This window comes from Faecalicatena contorta, from assembly GCF_003149105.1.
Lineage (GTDB): Bacteria > Bacillota > Clostridia > Lachnospirales > Lachnospiraceae > Muricomes > Muricomes contortus_C.
Genome location: NZ_QGDS01000001.1, coordinates 367,075 through 383,164 on the forward strand (window position 1 = coordinate 367,075; position 16,090 = coordinate 383,164).

Genomic DNA, 16,090 nt, shown 5'->3' on the forward strand with positions numbered 1-16,090 from the left:
AAATGGAAAATGTAAATATAAAAATCAATGGCCTGGATGTCTGTGCACCGGCAGGCTCTACGATTCTGGATGCGGCACATATTGCAGGAGTTAAAATCCCAACTTTGTGTTTTCTGAAGGAAATCAATGAGATTGGTGCCTGCCGCATGTGTGTCGTAGAAGTAAAAGGCGCAAGGAATCTGGTTGCAGCCTGTGTGCACCCGATCAATGAGGGAATGGAAATTCTTACGAATACGTCTGCACTGATTGAATCCAGAAGACGCACGCTGGAACTGATTCTTTCAACTCATGATAAAAGATGCCTTTCCTGTGTAAGAAGCGGCAAGTGCGAGCTGCAGGAGCTTTGTCAGGAATTGGGCGTAGAAGATGAAAATTACTTTGAAGGGGAATCCCCTGAATATGAGCTGGATGAAAGTGCTGCCCACATGATCCGTGACAATAACAAATGTATTCTCTGCAGAAGATGTACTGCTGTCTGTGAGAAGGTTCAGTCTGTAGCAGTAATCGGACCGAATAACAGAGGATTTTCAACATTCATTGGCTCCGCTTTTGATATGGGGCTGGGAGATACAAGCTGCGTATCCTGCGGACAGTGTATTGTAGCCTGTCCCACAGGTGCATTGTATGAGAAAGATTTTACGGATGATGTGCTTGCGGCAATCGCAGATGAGAGCAAACATGTGATTGTACAGCCGGCACCTTCTGTAAGAGCAGCCCTGGGAGAAGAGTTTGGCTATCCTATGGGAACCGATGTAGAGGGCAAACTGGCTGCCGCACTGCGGAGAATTGGATTTGACAGAGTCTTTGATACTGACTTTAGTGCAGATTTGACAATTATAGAAGAGGCACATGAATTCCTTGGGCGTGTGCAAAACGGCGGGGTTCTTCCACTGCTGACGTCCTGTTCACCGGGATGGATTAAATACTGTGAGCATTATTATCCGGATCAGCTGGAACACCTGTCAAGCTGCAAGTCACCTCAGCAAATGTTCGGTGCGGTTGCAAAGACATATTATGCTGAAAAAATGGGGCTTGATCCAAAAAATATCGTATGTGTCAGCGTAATGCCATGTACCGCGAAGAAGTTTGAAATTGACCGTGAGGACCAGAATGCGGCCGGAGTACCTGATGTAGATATTTCTATCACAACAAGGGAATTGGCACGTTTGATCCGTAAATTGGGCATTGACTTTAAGAGCCTGCCTGACGAACCCTTTGATGATCCGCTGGGTGAGTCTACGGGAGCGGGTGTTATTTTCGGCGCTACCGGCGGTGTTATGGAAGCAGCACTGCGTACGGCAGTAGAAACACTGACAGGGGAAGAACTGGAAAATGTAGAATTCCAGGAAGTCCGCGGTACGCAAGGGATTAAAGAAGCGACTTACAATGTGGCAGGAATGGACGTGAAGGTGGCAGTTGCTTCCGGCTTGTCCAATGCAAAGCAGATTATGGATAAGGTCCGCGCAGGAGAAGCAGATTATCACTTTGTTGAGATTATGGGCTGCCCGGGCGGATGTGTGAACGGCGGGGGACAGCCACAGGTACACGCAGAAGTGCGAAACTATGTGGATGTCAGAGCTATCCGCGCAAAGGCATTGTATGATAATGATGAGGCAAAGGCAATCAGAAAATCACATGAGAACCCTTCTATCAAGAGATTATATGAGGAATTTCTTGGTGAACCCGGCGGTGAAAAAGCACATCATATACTACATACAACCTATGTAAAACGCAGCATTAATTAAAAAGCGAAACATCCATGTGACTAAGGTGCGAAAATACCCCACCTTAGCCCACAGGATGTACTTTGCTGCTAAGGCTTGAAAAGACCAAGCCTTTAGCGGTATAAGCAGAGAGAACACCGTGATAGCGGATGATACGGGCCGCATTACGGTGTTCTAAATCGTGTAAGATGAGAGGAGCATGGAATCGTGAGAGTGATTGATTTTAAAGATGCGAAATGCCGGCACTGCTACAAATGTGTGCGTCACTGCAAAGTGAAGGCCATTTCCGTCCAAAGTGAGCAGGCACATATTTTGAAAAACCACTGCATCAACTGTGGGCGCTGTCTGGAGATATGTCCTCAGAATGCCAAAACATTTGCCAGTGATATGGAGCGGGTAAAAAGGTATTTAAAGCAGGGATATAAAACCATTATTTCCATAGCTCCGTCCTACCTGGGAGTACTGGATTTCGATTCTCCCGGCCAGGTTGTAGATGCCCTTCATAAGCTGGGATTTTCTGAGGTCAGGGAGACAGCCGAAGGCGCGGCTATGGTGACGGATGAATATAAGAAAATTCTACGTGAAAAGAAGATGACGAATATTATTACCACGTGCTGCCCAAGCATCAATGACCTTGTGGAGAAGTATTATCCTGACTGTGTTCCACTGCTTGCCCCGGTAGTATCGCCCATGATCGCCCATGGAAGATACATAAAAAAACTGTACGGGGATGATGTAAAGGTTGTCTTTTTGGGGCCTTGTATTGCAAAGAAACAAGAAGCTATCGGAGATGAAAGAGTGATTGGTGCCATTGATGCTATTCTTACATTTGAAGAATTGGCTATTTGGCTGGAAGAAGCCGGGATTCAGATTGCCACCTGTCAGAATATGCCTGTGGGCAATCCTGATCCAAAGGTCAACCGTATCTATCCAGTCAGCGGAGGGATTATCCAATCCGTGGTGGCAGAAGAAGATGCCGATACATATCACAAAGTTTATGTAGACGGACTTGCAAACTGTATGGAAATGCTGGAGTCCCTGCAAAGAGGAGAACTGGACCACTGCTTTATTGAGGCAAACGTCTGTGAGGGTGGCTGCACAAAAGGCCCCGCTTCTGCAAGATGGAATACCTCTTATGTAAAAGCAAAGGTAAAAATTGCAAACGCGGTATCCTATAATGCAGTGAAGGACCTGCCGGATATGAGCACCAGAGAACTTGCAAAAGAATTCCAGGACAGGCACCTGACAGATGCGGTGCCTGAGGAAGAAGAAATTGAGGAAATTTTGAAATCTACCGGGAAATATTCTGCTGAAGATCAGTTGAACTGTGGGGCTTGTGGTTATCCCACTTGCCGGGATAAGGCGGTTGCAGTCTACCAGAATAAGGCGGAGCTTTCCATGTGTATGCCTTATGCATTGACTCAGGCTGAATCCATGTCTAATGTAGTGCTGGATGTGACACCAAACATGATATTTATTGTTGACAGCAATATGCGTATTATAGAATGTAATAACAAAGCACAAAGATTTTTAGGAATCAGCAGGGAAGAGGCGGTGCAGCGTTTTATTTTTGAATTTATGGAAGCAGGAGATATTGAGGAAACTTTGCGCACAAAAGAGACGATCATCCACAAAAAGGTAGAATTTAAGCATGAGAATATCATCGCGGAGGAGACCACTGTATATATTGAAAACATGGATTCTGTGCTTGTGATTTTCCAGGATGTGACAAAGGAAGAAAAAATCAAGGAAAAGCGCTACAATCTAAATGCAGAGATGATGGAAATGGCACAGAAGGTCATTGAAAAACAGATGATGGTTGCCCAGGAAATAGCAGGACTCTTAGGAGAGACAACTGCGGAAACGAAGGTAACACTAACAAAACTTCGGGATACCATTCTCAATGAGGGGGCGGAATGACATGAGCGTAAGTATTGATGTAGCCTGGAAAAGCCTGAACAAGCATAAGGAGGAGCTGTGCGGGGATAAGGTCGAGATATTAAAAACGAAAAACTCCGACATTGTGATTTTAGCTGATGGAATGGGGAGCGGTGTGAAAGCCAACATCCTGGCTACTCTAACTTCTAAAATTCTCGGAACTATGCTGCATGAAGGAGCAGACATTGATTCCTGCGTAGAAACCATTGCCAAGACGCTGCCTGTCTGCCGTGTACGGAATGCCGCCTACGCGACTTTCAGCATCCTTCAAATCTTCCATAACGGGTTTGCACATCTGGTAGAGTATGATAATCCGGCCTGTTTATTCATCCGTGATAAAAAGATTATAAACTATCCTTGTGAGGAAAGGATTATAGAAGGCAAGAAAATCCATGAATATTGCTTCCGGGTGGAGCAGAATGATTGCTTTGTGCTGATGAGCGATGGTGTGATTTATGCAGGCACGGGAGAAATATTGAATCTCCAGGGATGGACCTGGGAGAATATGGCAGAATACACCCTGAAGTGTACCCAAAAAACACTGTCCGCATCCAGGCTTGCCGCACTGCTGAGTCAGGCCTGTGATGATTTGTATATGCAGAAGCCGGGAGATGATACGACAGTTGCTGTTGCAAGAATTATTGAGAGAAGAGTAGTAAATATCTTTACAGGCCCGCCGAAAAATAAAGAGGATGATGAGAAGATTATGTATGATTTCATGCATATGGAAGGAAAAAAGATTGTATCTGGAGGGACCAGCGCCAACATAGCGGCCCGTGCCCTGAGGAAAGATATTACTACAAAGGTAGATTATAATCATCCTGACGTACCTCCAATGGCTGTAATAGAGGGGCTGGATCTGGTGACAGAAGGAATTTTGACATTAGGCAGGGCATTAAAGTTGTTAAAGCGTTATGTCAACGATGAATTTGATGTGGAATTCTTTGATGAGCTGGATGCCAATAACGGTGCTTCAAAGCTTGCGAAGATATTAATTGAAGAGTGTACAGAGCTAAACTTATTCGTAGGGACAGCAGTTAATGAAACACATCAGGATTCGGAACTAAGCTTTGATCTTAGTTTAAGAATGAATCTGGTAGAGCAGTTAAACACAGTAGCTGAAAAAATGGGGAAAAAGGTTACTTTAAAATATTATTAGATGCCTGTCCCGTCAACATATAAAGAAAATAAAATTTACTATTGCTTATTACGGCACTTTCTAATATAATGATGAAAGATTGATATTTTTTTAACTATCAAGAAACATTTAGTGAAACATCATTTGAGGAGGTACCCCCTATGTTAGAACAGATTTACTATGATAAGACAGATGAAATCATAGCATCTCATGGAGCCGAACAGGCATCTCTTATCCCCATTATTCAAGACATTCAAACGGAATACCGCTACCTGCCGTCGGAGCTTTTAAGCTATGTGGCAGAGCAGCTGGGGATTAACGAGGCAAAGGCATATAGTGTTGCGACATTTTATGAAAATTTTTCTTTTGAGCCAAAAGGCAAGTACATAATCAAGATTTGTGATGGAACAGCCTGTCATGTACGAAAATCTATTCCAATTCTGGAAAGGCTTTACAGTGAATTAGGGCTTTCTAAAGAGAAGGCCACCACAGAGGATATGATGTTTACTTTGGAAACAGTTTCTTGTCTGGGCGCCTGCGGCCTTGCACCGGTTCTGACAGTGAATGACAAAGTATATCCGGCTATGACTCCGGATGCGGCAACAGAATTGATTCACGAGTTGAGAGGAGCCTAAAGATGGAAAGAATTGAAAGCAGGGAAGCTCTCGGACAGGTTCGTGAAGTTTCTAAAACATGGATAGAACAAAGTAAATGCAGGGTGCTGATTTGTGCCGGCACAGGATGCCTGGCAGGAGGATCCGGCGCCATTTATGATAGAATGTGCGAATTAGTGAATGAAAACCCGGATATAGAAGTTCACTTTGAGGCAGAGGCTGCACATAAAGATGGTGAGATTGGAATTAAGAAGAGCGGATGTCATGGCTTTTGCGAGATGGGACCGCTTGTGAAGATAGAGCCTCATGGTATATTGTATACAAAGGTGCAGTTGGAAGACTGTGAGGAAATCTTCCACAAAACAATTGAAAAAGGAGAGGTGGTTTCTCATCTGCTATTTAAGCAGGGGGATGTGGAATACCAGAAGCAGGAGGATATTCCTTTTTATAAGAAGCAGACACGGCATGTTCTGAAAAATTGCGGCCACATTGATGCAGAACATATTCAGGAATATATGGCTACAGGTGGATACGAGGCATTGGAGAAAGTATTATTCCATATGAAGCCGGGAGATGTTATCCAGGAAATTACCGAATCTAACCTGCGGGGACGCGGGGGCGGAGGTTTTGATACAGGTTACAAATGGTCCCAGGTAGCGAGACAGAATGAAAAAATACGCTATGTGGTCTGTAATGGCGATGAAGGGGATCCGGGTGCATTTATGGACAGAAGCATCATGGAAGGCGACCCTCATAAGATGATAGAAGGTATGATGATTGCAGCCTATGCAGTTGGGGCAAAGGAGGGATATGTTTATGTCCGTGCAGAATATCCTCTGGCAATCAGCAGGCTGAAGCTGGCCATTGCACAGGCAGAGGAATGTGGTCTGCTTGGGGATAATATTTTAGGAACAGGATTTTCTTTCCACTTACATATTAACCGGGGAGCGGGAGCTTTCGTATGCGGGGAAGGCAGCGCACTAACTGCATCCATCGAAGGAAACAGGGGAATGCCCCGTGTAAAGCCGCCAAGAACCGTGGAACAGGGATTATTCGGCAAACCAACTGTATTAAATAATGTGGAGACATTCGCGAACGTACCTTTGATTATTCTTGAGGGTTCTCAATGGTTCAAGAGTATCGGACCTGAGAGCAGTCCTGGAACAAAAGCCTTTGCTCTGACAGGAAGTGTAAAGCACACAGGGCTGATTGAGGTTCCTATGGGGACGACTCTGCGTGAAGTTATTTATGATATCGGCGGAGGAATCAAGGATGACGGGGAGTTTAAGGCGGTACAGATTGGCGGACCTTCCGGCGGATGTCTGATTTCACCTCATCTGGATGTAAGTCTGGACTTTGATTCCCTGAAAAAGATGGGGGCCATGATAGGCTCCGGTGGACTGGTTGTCATGGATGAGAATACCTGTATGGTAGAAGTAGCAAGGTTCTTTATGAACTTTACCCAGAACGAAAGCTGCGGAAAATGTGTTCCCTGCAGGGAAGGAACGAAGCGGATGCTTGAAATTCTGGAAAGAATCGCAGCAGGCAACGGAAATCTGGAAGACTTGGATTTACTGGAAGAACTGTCATCTACAATTACAGAAACTGCGCTGTGCGGACTTGGAAAGAGTGCTGCCCTGCCCGTTATGAGTACATTAAAGCTGTTCCGGGATGAATATGTAGAACATGTGTCGGATAAGAAGTGTGCATCCCGCACCTGCACCGCATTCAGAAAATTCATCATTAGCCCTGAACTTTGCAAAGGCTGCTCCAAGTGTGCAAGAAGCTGTCCTGTAAATGCAATCAGCGGACGGATAAAGGAACCATATGTCATAGATATTGAGAAATGTATTAAGTGCGGTGCCTGTGAAAGTACCTGCGCATTTAATGCAATATATATTGAAGGGTAGGAGGAAATAAGCATGAGTTATATGACAATCAATAATAGAAAGGTGACATTTACAAACGAGAAAAATGTTCTTTCTATCATCCGAAAATCAGGGATAGATCTGCCTACTTTCTGCTATCATTCCGAATTGTCCACCTATGGTGCATGCCGTATGTGCGTGGTCGAAGATGAAAGAGGAAGAGTGTTTGCGTCTTGTTCGGAAACCCCAAGAGACGGGATGACAATTTACACAAACACACCCAAATTGCAGCATCACAGAAAAATGATTCTTGAGCTTCTCTTAGCTTCCCACTGCCGCGACTGTACGACCTGTGCCAAGAACGGTGTCTGTACATTGCAGAAGCTGTCCAGACAGCTAGGGGTACGGGAAGTCCGTTTTGAAAATAATAAAAAACAGCTTCCGTTGGATTTGACATCAGAATGTATCATAAGAGATCCAAACAAATGCATTTTATGCGGTGACTGTGTTAGAACTTGTGATGAGATCCAGGGGCTGGGTATATTAGATTTTGCGTTCCGTGGCTCGAAAATGCAGGTAACTCCCGCATTTAATAAAGATTTGGCTGAGACAGATTGTGTGGGATGCGGGCAGTGCCGTGCAGTTTGCCCCACAGGAGCCATCACCCTCAAGCCGAATGTGAGAGATGTGTGGAAGATACTGTCTGATAAGAATATAAGAGTGGTAGCTCAGATTGCTCCTGCGGTACGGGTGGCAATTGGAGATAAGTTTGGAATCAAGAAAGGTGAAAATGCACTTGGACGTCTGGTAGCAGCCCTGCGCAGAATTGGGTTTGCTGAGGTTTATGATACAAACTTTGGTGCGGACCTGACTGTTATGGAAGAGTCTAAGGAATTCCTGGAGCGTTTAGAGGCCGATGAGAGCCTTCCGCTGTTCACATCATGCTGTCCTGCATGGGTGACATTCTGTGAGAAAAAATATCCGGAATTCAGAAGAAATATTTCTTCCTGCCGTTCACCTCAGGAGATGTTCGGTGCTCTGATAAAAGAAGAGGCCCGGATGAATGCAGAGAAGGATACCCGGAAGACAATGGTTGTATCCATTATGCCATGTACCGCCAAAAAGGCAGAGATTAAAAGGCCGGAGCACTTTACAGACGGGGAGCAGGACGTGGATTATGTATTGACTACGACAGAAATAACCCGCATGATCCAGGAGGCAGGAATTGACCTTGCCCAGGTGCAGCCGGAGGCTATGGATATGCCATTTGGTATTGCGTCAGGTGCCGGTGCAATCTTTGGTGTAACGGGAGGTGTGTCCGAGGCAGTACTGCGCCGTCTGGTTGACAGCAACCGTGCAGAAGATTTGGAAGCAATCAGCTTTACAGGAGTGCGTGGTGTAGACAGCATAAAAGAAGCCACAATACAGCTTGGCGACAGGGAAGTAAAGATTGCAGTGGTGAATGGTTTACAGTCTGCGGCAGAAGTACTGGATAAAATAAAAGCAGGCGAAGCATATTATGATTTTGTTGAAGTAATGGCCTGCAAGAGAGGATGTATCGCCGGAGGCGGGCAGCCTGTACCAATAGGACCAAGGACGAAGAAGGCAAGACTGGACGGAATCTATAAGATTGATAATATGGCTCAGATAAAGCTCTCAAATCAGAATCCGATTGTGACCACAGTTTATGAAGGGATTTTAAAGGGCAAGGAACATAAGCTGCTTCATAACTCTACGGAAGATGTTTCTCATGTTTAAAGAAGTAATTTAAGAATATCCACTTTGATTAAAAAAGGGGACCTGAAGCACAAAATCAGGTTTCCTTTTTTCTTCTTTCTCTTGTGATAAACTGGATTTAATGCTATGATTGACAACAGTGGTAACAACATAACGAGGAAAGGAAATAAGAAACGTGACCTATAAAGAAGCAAGGGTATATTTGGACGAAGTGTCGAAATACGGAAGTGTACTTGGTTTGGACATGATTCGAGGTCTGTTGGGTGAACTTGGGAATCCACAGGATAGCCTGAAGTTCATACATATCGCAGGAACGAATGGCAAGGGATCTGTACTGGCATACACTTCTACAATATTAAGTGAGGCAGGATACAGAACAGGAAGATATGTTTCACCAACAGTAGTTTCCTATTTAGAGCGGATTCAGGTAGATGGAAAATGGATACCGGAAGATGATTTCGCAGAATTAGTGGAAGAAGTTCAGAAAGCTATTGCACGTATGGAAGCGGAGGGCAAGGGAAGCCCTACTGTATTTGAAGCAGAGACGGCGGTAGCTTTTTTGTATTTCCGGAAAATGAATTGTGATCTTGTAGTTTTAGAAACAGGGCTGGGCGGGGAACTGGATGCCACAAATATTGTAAAGAATACAGTGGCTTCTGTTTTCACGCCTATAAGCAGGGACCATATGGGCTTTCTTGGGGATACATTGGAAGAAATAGCTGCAGTTAAAGCCGGAATTATAAAGCCGGGATGCACCGTTGTGACTGCACAGCAGAAGCCAGAGGTTCTGAAGGTGCTCAGCAGGAAGGCTGAGGAAATGAAATGCAGCATACGGACTGCGGATATGGGAGAAGCTAAAGTCAGCAGAGAAGACTGGAACGGGCAGCGTTTTTCTTACCGGGGCCTGGAGGACATTGAGATTTCTCTGGCGGGCAGACATCAGGTTGAAAATGCGGTAACAGCATTAGAAACAATAGAATTGCTGAGGACAGCAGGGTATGCGGTTTCCGACGTTGCAGTAAAAAGAGGTTTACGCAAAGCAACATGGCCGGGAAGATTTACATGTATTAACCGGAATCCTTTGTTTATTATAGATGGAGCTCATAACGAAGATGCAGTCCTCAGACTCCGGGAATCTGTGGAACGTTATTTTAATGGAAGGCGTCTTATTTTTATTATGGGGGTATTCCGCGATAAGGAGTATGATAAAATTGCCTCTATTATGGCACCTTTGGCAGATGAGATTTATACGGTGGATTTGCCGGATTCAGATAGAAGCCTGAAAGCCAGTGAACTAGAATGTGCTGTAAAGCCTTATTGTAAAAATACAGAGGCAAAACAGGATATTGAGGCGGCTGTAAAGGCGGCTTTGTTTTCGGCGAAAGGAAATGATGTAATACTGGCATTTGGATCACTGTCTTATCTTGGACAGGTTACAGAGCTGGTTTGTCTTGAACTTGAAAGAATGGGGGAGAAGGAATGATGAATCAGGAAAAGATTATGCAGGGAATCAAGCTTTTGCTGGAAGGAATCGGGGAGGACGTGAACCGGGAAGGGCTTTTGGAGACACCGGACCGCATTGCCCGGATGTATGAAGAAATCTGCGGGGGAATGGAGGAGGATGCGGCAAAGCATCTTGGAAAAACTTTTTCGGTGAGTACCAATGAGATTGTGGTGGAGAAGGATATTACCTTTTATTCCACCTGTGAGCATCACCTTCTTCCGTTTTATGGGAAAGCCCATATTGCATATATCCCTGACGGAAAAGTGGTCGGTTTAAGCAAGCTGGCAAAAACGGTAGAGGTATTTGCCAAAAGATTACAGCTTCAGGAACAGCTTACCGTACAGATTGCAGATGCCCTGGTGGAGAATTTGAATCCAAAAGGAGTATTGGTGATGCTGGAGGCAGAGCACATGTGCATGACAATGCGGGGAATTAAGAAGCCAGGCAGTAAAACCGTTACCGTTGCAAAACGGGGAGAATTTCAAAATAACCCGGAACTCGTGAATTTATTCTTTCAAATGGTATAAATATGGAAGCACTGGAAAAAATCAGACAGCATCCACTTTATGTGGTAAATTATAAAAAACTGGAAGATGCGGAAGTAAAGCGGAAATTTTGCAGACACCAGATGACTCATCTTCTGGATGTGGCGCGCATTGCTTATATACGCAATTTAGAGGCAGACATGGGTCTGAAAAAGGAAGTCATCTATGCCGCCTCCCTACTTCATGATATCGGGAAATTCAGGCAGTATGAGGATGGCACTCCTCATGAAATGGCGGGAAGGGAAATCGCAGAGATCATATTAAATGACATTGGCATGTTTTCTCAGGAAGAAAAAGAGGTGATTCTGCAGGCGATTTTGGAACACCGGAGACTTGTTCCTGATATGACAGTTCTTGGACGGCTTTTATATGAAAGTGATAAATTATCCAGGGCCTGCTATTCCTGTCCGGCAGAGGCAGAATGCAGTTGGAGCAGTGAAAAAAAGAATACAACGATTGAATACTGAATAGGAGTGCTGAGAATATGAAAATAGGAAACAGAGAATTTGACACAGAGAATCAAACCTACATCATGGGAATTTTGAATGTGACGCCGGATTCTTTTTCTGACGGCGGCAGATACAACCGCATAGATGCTGCCCTGAAACATGCCCAGGAAATGGTCCGGGACGGTGCGGATATCCTGGATATAGGCGGGGAATCTACCCGTCCCGGACACACACAAATTACAGAAGAAGAGGAAATCGAGCGGATTGCGCCTGTGCTGGAAAGGCTGCAAGGAGAGTTTGATGTGCCCCTGTCTATTGATACGTATAAAAGTAAAGTCGCAGAAGCGGCTATTTTGGCTGGAGCAGATTTGGTGAATGATATTTGGGGCCTGAAATATGATGGCACCATGGCAGAGGTGATTGCAAAAAGCCAGGTACCCTGCTGTCTGATGCATAACAGGGAAAAAGCAGAATATGAAGATTTTTTGCCGGATGTACTGGCAGATTTGCAGATGAGTGTGGATATGGCCAGGAATGCGGGGATTGAGAAGGACAAGATTATTCTGGACCCAGGGGTGGGATTTGCGAAAACCTACGAAATGAATCTGGAAATCATCAAAAAACTGAACCATTTAAAGACTCTGGAATACCCCATCCTTCTTGGGACCTCCAGAAAAGGTGTAATCGGCCTGACTTTAGACCTTCCCTCAGACCAGAGAGAGGAAGGGACTCTTGTGACAACTGTGTTGGGAATTGTAAACGGATGCTCTTTTGTGCGCGTGCACGATGTCAAAGGAAACAGGCGTGCCATACAAATGACAAAGGCTATTCTGAGGAAACATGAGGTATAAAGATGGATCAGATTAAAATAGAAAACTTAGAGGTGTTTGCAAATCACGGGGTATTCCCGGAGGAAAATGTGCTGGGGCAGAAATTTCTCATTTGCGCCACCCTGTATACAAATACAAGAAATGCCGGGAAGACCGATGATCTGACTGCCTCCATTCACTATGGGGAGGTCAGTCAGTTTATAGATACCTATATGAAGGAACACACCTATCAGCTTATTGAGCGGGCAGCGGAAAGTCTGGCTGAAGAACTCCTGCTTCATACAAGGCATTTAGAGAAGATAGAGCTGGAGGTGAAAAAACCGTGGGCGCCTGTAGGGCTGCCTGTGGAATATGTTTCCGTAAAAATTAAGCGGCAGTGGCACACCGCTTATATTGCTTTGGGCTCTAATATGGGAAATAAGCAGCAATATTTGGACAGCGCCACAGAGGCTCTGAATCATGTTCCGGGCTGCCGGGTCGTAAAAACATCCTCCTGGCTGATTACTCCCCCTTATGGGATGGTAGAGCAGGATGATTTCCTCAATGGATGCCTGGAACTTAAAACATTGTTGTCCCCGGAAGAACTGCTGGATGCCCTGCATCAGATTGAACAGGAGGCAAAACGGGAAAGAACCGTCCGCTGGGGGCCGAGAACTCTGGACTTGGATATCCTATTTTATGATGACTTGATTTTTGAATCTGAAACTTTATGTATTCCCCATATGGAAGTGCAGAAGCGGGATTTTGTGTTGAAGCCGCTGCAGGAAATTGCACCATATAAGCACCACCCGGGAACCGGGAAAACAGTGTTGGAAATGCTGGCAGAATTGAAAAAAGAAGAAATATAAAAATCAGAGAACAAAGTAGTCGGGCTTACCGGACTTTTCCGCCAAAGCATGGCCGATATAAAAAACGCCCTCTCCGGCAGTGAAATCCACGTGCCGGGGGGGAGTTTCTATGTGTAATAGGAAAGTGCTTTTCCTATTTAAAGCAGCAGTTCAAATGTGTCATAAAAGGAGGGATAGGATACATCCACGCAGTCACTGTCCAGTATGTTGGTTGTCCCCTCTGCCACCAGTGCGGCAATGCTAAAAGCCATGGCAATCCGGTGGTCCAGCAGGGTGTGAATGGTTGCTCCCAAAAGCGGCTTTCCGCCTTCTATAATCATGCCGTCAAAGGTTGGCGTTACATCACAGCTCATTGCTTTTAAATTATCGGTGACGGTTTCTATCCGGTCGGTTTCCTTAACTTTCAATTCTTCCGCATCCCGTATAATGGTCGTTCCTTCCGCCATAGCCGCCATAACAGCGATGATGGGAATTTCATCGATTAATGTAGGAATGATGCTTCCTTCAATCGTAATACCATGCAGATTACTGGTACGTACAAGAATATCAGCAACTCTTTCCCCTCCGCAGAAATGTTCATTTTGTAAAATAATGTCTCCTCCCATGTCCTCACACACCTTAAGAAAACCGGCACGGGTTGGATTGATACCAATGTCTTTGATTAATATTTCGGAATCTGGAACGAGCAGTCCGGCAGCAATAAAATATGCAGCAGAAGAGATGTCCCCGGGAACCGTGATTTTCTGCCCGTATAATTCCTGGCACGGCCGGACAGACGCTGTTGTACGGGTATTCGTAAGTTCGTGTGCAGACATAAGGTCTGCCCCAAACTCTTTGAGCATGAGTTCCGTATGGTTGCGGGAGAGATTTGGCTCAGTGACAGAAGTTTCTCCGTCTGCGTAAAGTCCGGCCAGGAGAATACAGGATTTCACCTGGGCAGAAGCAATAGGTGAATCATAGTGAAAACCATGAAGCTTCCCTTTAGTGATATAAAGAGGAGCGCAGTCGTTACGCAGAATACTGGAAATATTGGCGCCCATCTGAGTCAGCGGTTCCATAATGCGTTTCATAGGGCGTGAATTCAAAGACTCATCCCCTGAAATCTTAGAATCAAATTCCTGTCCGCAGAGAATTCCAGCAAGGAGTCTCGTAGTGGTGCCGCTGTTTCCTACATCCAGTATATCTGTGGGAGGGGTTAATCCATGAAGTCCCTTCCCATGGACAACAACAGTGTCCTGGTTTTTCTCAATTTCGATTCCCAGCTTACGGAAACACTCTATTGTAGCCAGGCAGTCCGCTCCTTCCAGAAAATTATGTACCTCGGTAATCCCTTTTGCAATAGAGCCGAGCATAATGGAACGGTGGGAAATTGATTTATCTCCGGGGATTGTGACCTGCCCTTTTAATCCGGTAATGTTAGTTAATTCCATATTCTGTTATCCTTTCTTCCTTTGTTATACCTCATAAACAATATATCTGTATTTTTGCAGCAGTTCGGCGGCTTTAGCCGCAGCGGATTCGTTATAAAACTCAATACGAAGCACACCTTCCTCAAATTCACGGTTATGCACAATGCCAATATTCTTAATACTAATATTGTTACTTGCAAGAATAGTAGCAATTGTAGCGATTCCCCCGGCTTCGTCAATGATGTCACAGTAAACTGCAAAACTCTTTTTAATCGGCCCGGCAGAACTGTTGGGCATGGAATCCCGGTAATCCTTGGAAGATTCGAACAAGGTGAACAAATTTTTTTCTGAGCCTTCATCTATGGATTCCCTGGCTTTTTTTAACACTTCAATATAATCACCCAGAATCCGGGAAATATTTTCCTGGTTCTTGAGACAGATTTGCTGCCACATAATAGGAGAGGAGGAGGCAATTCTCGTAATATCCTTGAAACCACCAGCAGCCAGATTCTTCATCAGCTCATCCTTCGTATCTGTCTCGCGCACGAAATTCACTAAACTGGACGCAATAATATGAGGCAGATGACTGATAGTTCCGGTAATGTAATCATGCTCCTTATAATCCAATATAATAGGAAGTGATTTGAGCGATTCTACAAAATTACGGTACTCATAAACCTTTTTATCCGGGACCTTTGCAGAAGGCGTCAGGATATAATAAGCATTCTCGATCAGAACAGGCTTTGAATTAGGGTACCCGCTCTTTTCAGAACCAGCCATAGGATGTCCCCCGATAAAATTTTCTTCCATTCCCAGCCGGATAACCTCCTCATGGATTGAGGTCTTTACACTTCCCACATCCGTAAGAATACAATCCGGATGAATAAAATCCTTTAATTGCGTAAGATAAGGCGTATTATATGCAATGGGGGCACAGAGAAAAATATAGCTGCATCCCTCAAAATTTCCGTCAATAGTAGAGCAGGAGGTCTGGATGGTACCTTCCTGGACCGCCAGGGCCAGAGTTTCCTTGCTTTTATCAAAGGCAAGAAGTTCATAGTCCGGATGATACTGGCGGATTGCCTTTGCAATAGAACCGCCGATAAGGCCCAGACCAATAAAACCTATTTTCTTTGTCATCATAAACCAAATTCCTTTCCCGTAATAATCATATGTAAATCTTCAAGTCTCCCGCCTGCAGAGGCAGGGAGCTTGTCCCAAGATAGAACTAGTTTAACATCTTACTATATAAAAGTAAATTCGAATTTGAGAGGGATACAGCAAAGAATATAACTTACTTATGATTTTTATTTGTATATAAACGTATTTATTACATCGGAAGTTTTCATAAAACTCCGTAAATTTCTTTGTCGAAATTTGTCGAAATATTTATTGAACTATACCAAGTTTAGTGATAGAATGAATCGCAACAATACATGTGTAACATGTACAATCTGGATGAGAGTAGCGTACTAAATCATTTTGA

At 44.6% G+C, this 16,090-nt stretch carries 13 protein-coding genes; 11 read left to right on the forward strand and 2 right to left on the reverse strand.

Annotated elements, in window-relative coordinates; genetic code table 11:
- The first annotated feature begins 2 nt into the window (after positions 1–2).
- The 11 genes from A8805_RS01805 to folK all read left to right on the forward strand — a co-directional run bounded on the left by A8805_RS01805 (position 3) and on the right by folK (position 13,195).
- Positions 3–1,745 carry an NADH-dependent [FeFe] hydrogenase, group A6 gene (locus A8805_RS01805; protein WP_109708487.1) on the forward strand — a complete coding sequence of 581 codons (1,743 nt, stop codon included), beginning with the start codon at positions 3–5 and terminating at the stop codon, positions 1,743–1,745.
- Positions 1,746–1,931: 186 nt separating this feature from the next.
- Entirely contained in the window at positions 1,932–3,644 is a 1,713-nt protein-coding gene (locus A8805_RS01810) for a [Fe-Fe] hydrogenase large subunit C-terminal domain-containing protein (protein ID WP_109708488.1), read from the forward strand.
- A 1-nt stretch (position 3,645) separates the two neighbouring features.
- On the forward strand, positions 3,646–4,821 hold the full coding sequence (locus A8805_RS01815; protein WP_109708489.1) for a SpoIIE family protein phosphatase: 1,176 nt from the start codon (positions 3,646–3,648) through the stop codon (positions 4,819–4,821).
- A 140-nt stretch (positions 4,822–4,961) separates the two neighbouring features.
- On the forward strand, positions 4,962–5,435 hold the full coding sequence (locus tag A8805_RS01820) for a complex I 24 kDa subunit family protein (protein ID WP_109708490.1): 474 nt from the start codon (positions 4,962–4,964) through the stop codon (positions 5,433–5,435).
- 2 nt (positions 5,436–5,437) lie between these two features.
- Positions 5,438–7,324 carry an NADH-quinone oxidoreductase subunit NuoF gene (locus A8805_RS01825; RefSeq protein ID WP_109708491.1) on the forward strand — a complete coding sequence of 629 codons (1,887 nt, stop codon included), beginning with the start codon at positions 5,438–5,440 and terminating at the stop codon, positions 7,322–7,324.
- 12 nt (positions 7,325–7,336) lie between these two features.
- Positions 7,337–9,040, forward strand: a complete 1,704-nt coding sequence (locus A8805_RS01830; protein WP_109708492.1) for a [FeFe] hydrogenase, group A — start codon at positions 7,337–7,339, stop codon at positions 9,038–9,040.
- Between the two features lie 154 nt (positions 9,041–9,194).
- Entirely contained in the window at positions 9,195–10,502 is a 1,308-nt protein-coding gene (locus tag A8805_RS01835) for a bifunctional folylpolyglutamate synthase/dihydrofolate synthase (protein WP_109708493.1), read from the forward strand.
- Positions 10,499–11,050, forward strand: a complete 552-nt coding sequence (gene folE, locus A8805_RS01840) for a GTP cyclohydrolase I FolE (protein WP_109708494.1) — start codon at positions 10,499–10,501, stop codon at positions 11,048–11,050. The genes A8805_RS01835 and folE overlap by 4 nt, the downstream gene beginning before the upstream one ends.
- Before the next feature lie 2 nt (positions 11,051–11,052).
- Entirely contained in the window at positions 11,053–11,535 is a 483-nt protein-coding gene (locus tag A8805_RS01845; protein WP_109708495.1) for an HD domain-containing protein, read from the forward strand.
- A gap of 17 nt (positions 11,536–11,552) precedes the next feature.
- A complete protein-coding gene (gene folP, locus A8805_RS01850) occupies positions 11,553–12,368 on the forward strand; it encodes a dihydropteroate synthase (protein ID WP_109708496.1) in 816 nt (271 codons plus the stop codon).
- A 2-nt stretch (positions 12,369–12,370) separates the two neighbouring features.
- Complete coding sequence (gene folK, locus A8805_RS01855) at positions 12,371–13,195, forward strand: 2-amino-4-hydroxy-6-hydroxymethyldihydropteridine diphosphokinase (protein WP_109708497.1); 825 nt, start codon at positions 12,371–12,373, stop codon at positions 13,193–13,195.
- Positions 13,196–13,332: 137 nt separating this feature from the next.
- On the opposite strand, the gene aroA is transcribed toward folK, so the two are convergent.
- Together aroA and A8805_RS01865 are read right to left on the reverse strand one after the other, a co-directional pair.
- Positions 13,333–14,625, reverse strand: coding sequence for a 3-phosphoshikimate 1-carboxyvinyltransferase (gene aroA, locus A8805_RS01860; RefSeq protein WP_109708498.1), 1,293 nt, complete (start codon positions 14,623–14,625; stop codon positions 13,333–13,335).
- A gap of 24 nt (positions 14,626–14,649) precedes the next feature.
- A complete protein-coding gene (locus A8805_RS01865; RefSeq protein ID WP_181392712.1) occupies positions 14,650–15,747 on the reverse strand; it encodes a prephenate dehydrogenase in 1,098 nt (365 codons plus the stop codon).
- Between the last annotated feature and the right edge of the window lie 343 nt (positions 15,748–16,090).

Bases quoted from the DNA above. Each gene is read 5' to 3' on its own strand.
- A8805_RS01805 (WP_109708487.1), top strand. From the start codon at position 3: ATGGAAAATGTAAATATAAAAATCAATGGCCTGGATGTCTGTGCACCG.
- A8805_RS01815 (WP_109708489.1), top strand. From the start codon at position 3,646: ATGAGCGTAAGTATTGATGTAGCCTGGAAAAGCCTGAACAAGCATAAG.
- A8805_RS01820 (WP_109708490.1), top strand. From the start codon at position 4,962: ATGTTAGAACAGATTTACTATGATAAGACAGATGAAATCATAGCATCT.
- A8805_RS01825 (WP_109708491.1), top strand. From the start codon at position 5,438: ATGGAAAGAATTGAAAGCAGGGAAGCTCTCGGACAGGTTCGTGAAGTT.
- A8805_RS01830 (WP_109708492.1), top strand. From the start codon at position 7,337: ATGAGTTATATGACAATCAATAATAGAAAGGTGACATTTACAAACGAG.
- folE (WP_109708494.1), top strand. From the start codon at position 10,499: ATGATGAATCAGGAAAAGATTATGCAGGGAATCAAGCTTTTGCTGGAA.
- A8805_RS01845 (WP_109708495.1), top strand. From the start codon at position 11,053: ATGGAAGCACTGGAAAAAATCAGACAGCATCCACTTTATGTGGTAAAT.
- folP (WP_109708496.1), top strand. From the start codon at position 11,553: ATGAAAATAGGAAACAGAGAATTTGACACAGAGAATCAAACCTACATC.
- folK (WP_109708497.1), top strand. From the start codon at position 12,371: ATGGATCAGATTAAAATAGAAAACTTAGAGGTGTTTGCAAATCACGGG.
- aroA (WP_109708498.1), bottom strand. From the start codon at position 14,625: ATGGAATTAACTAACATTACCGGATTAAAAGGGCAGGTCACAATCCCC.
- A8805_RS01865 (WP_181392712.1), bottom strand. From the start codon at position 15,747: ATGATGACAAAGAAAATAGGTTTTATTGGTCTGGGCCTTATCGGCGGT.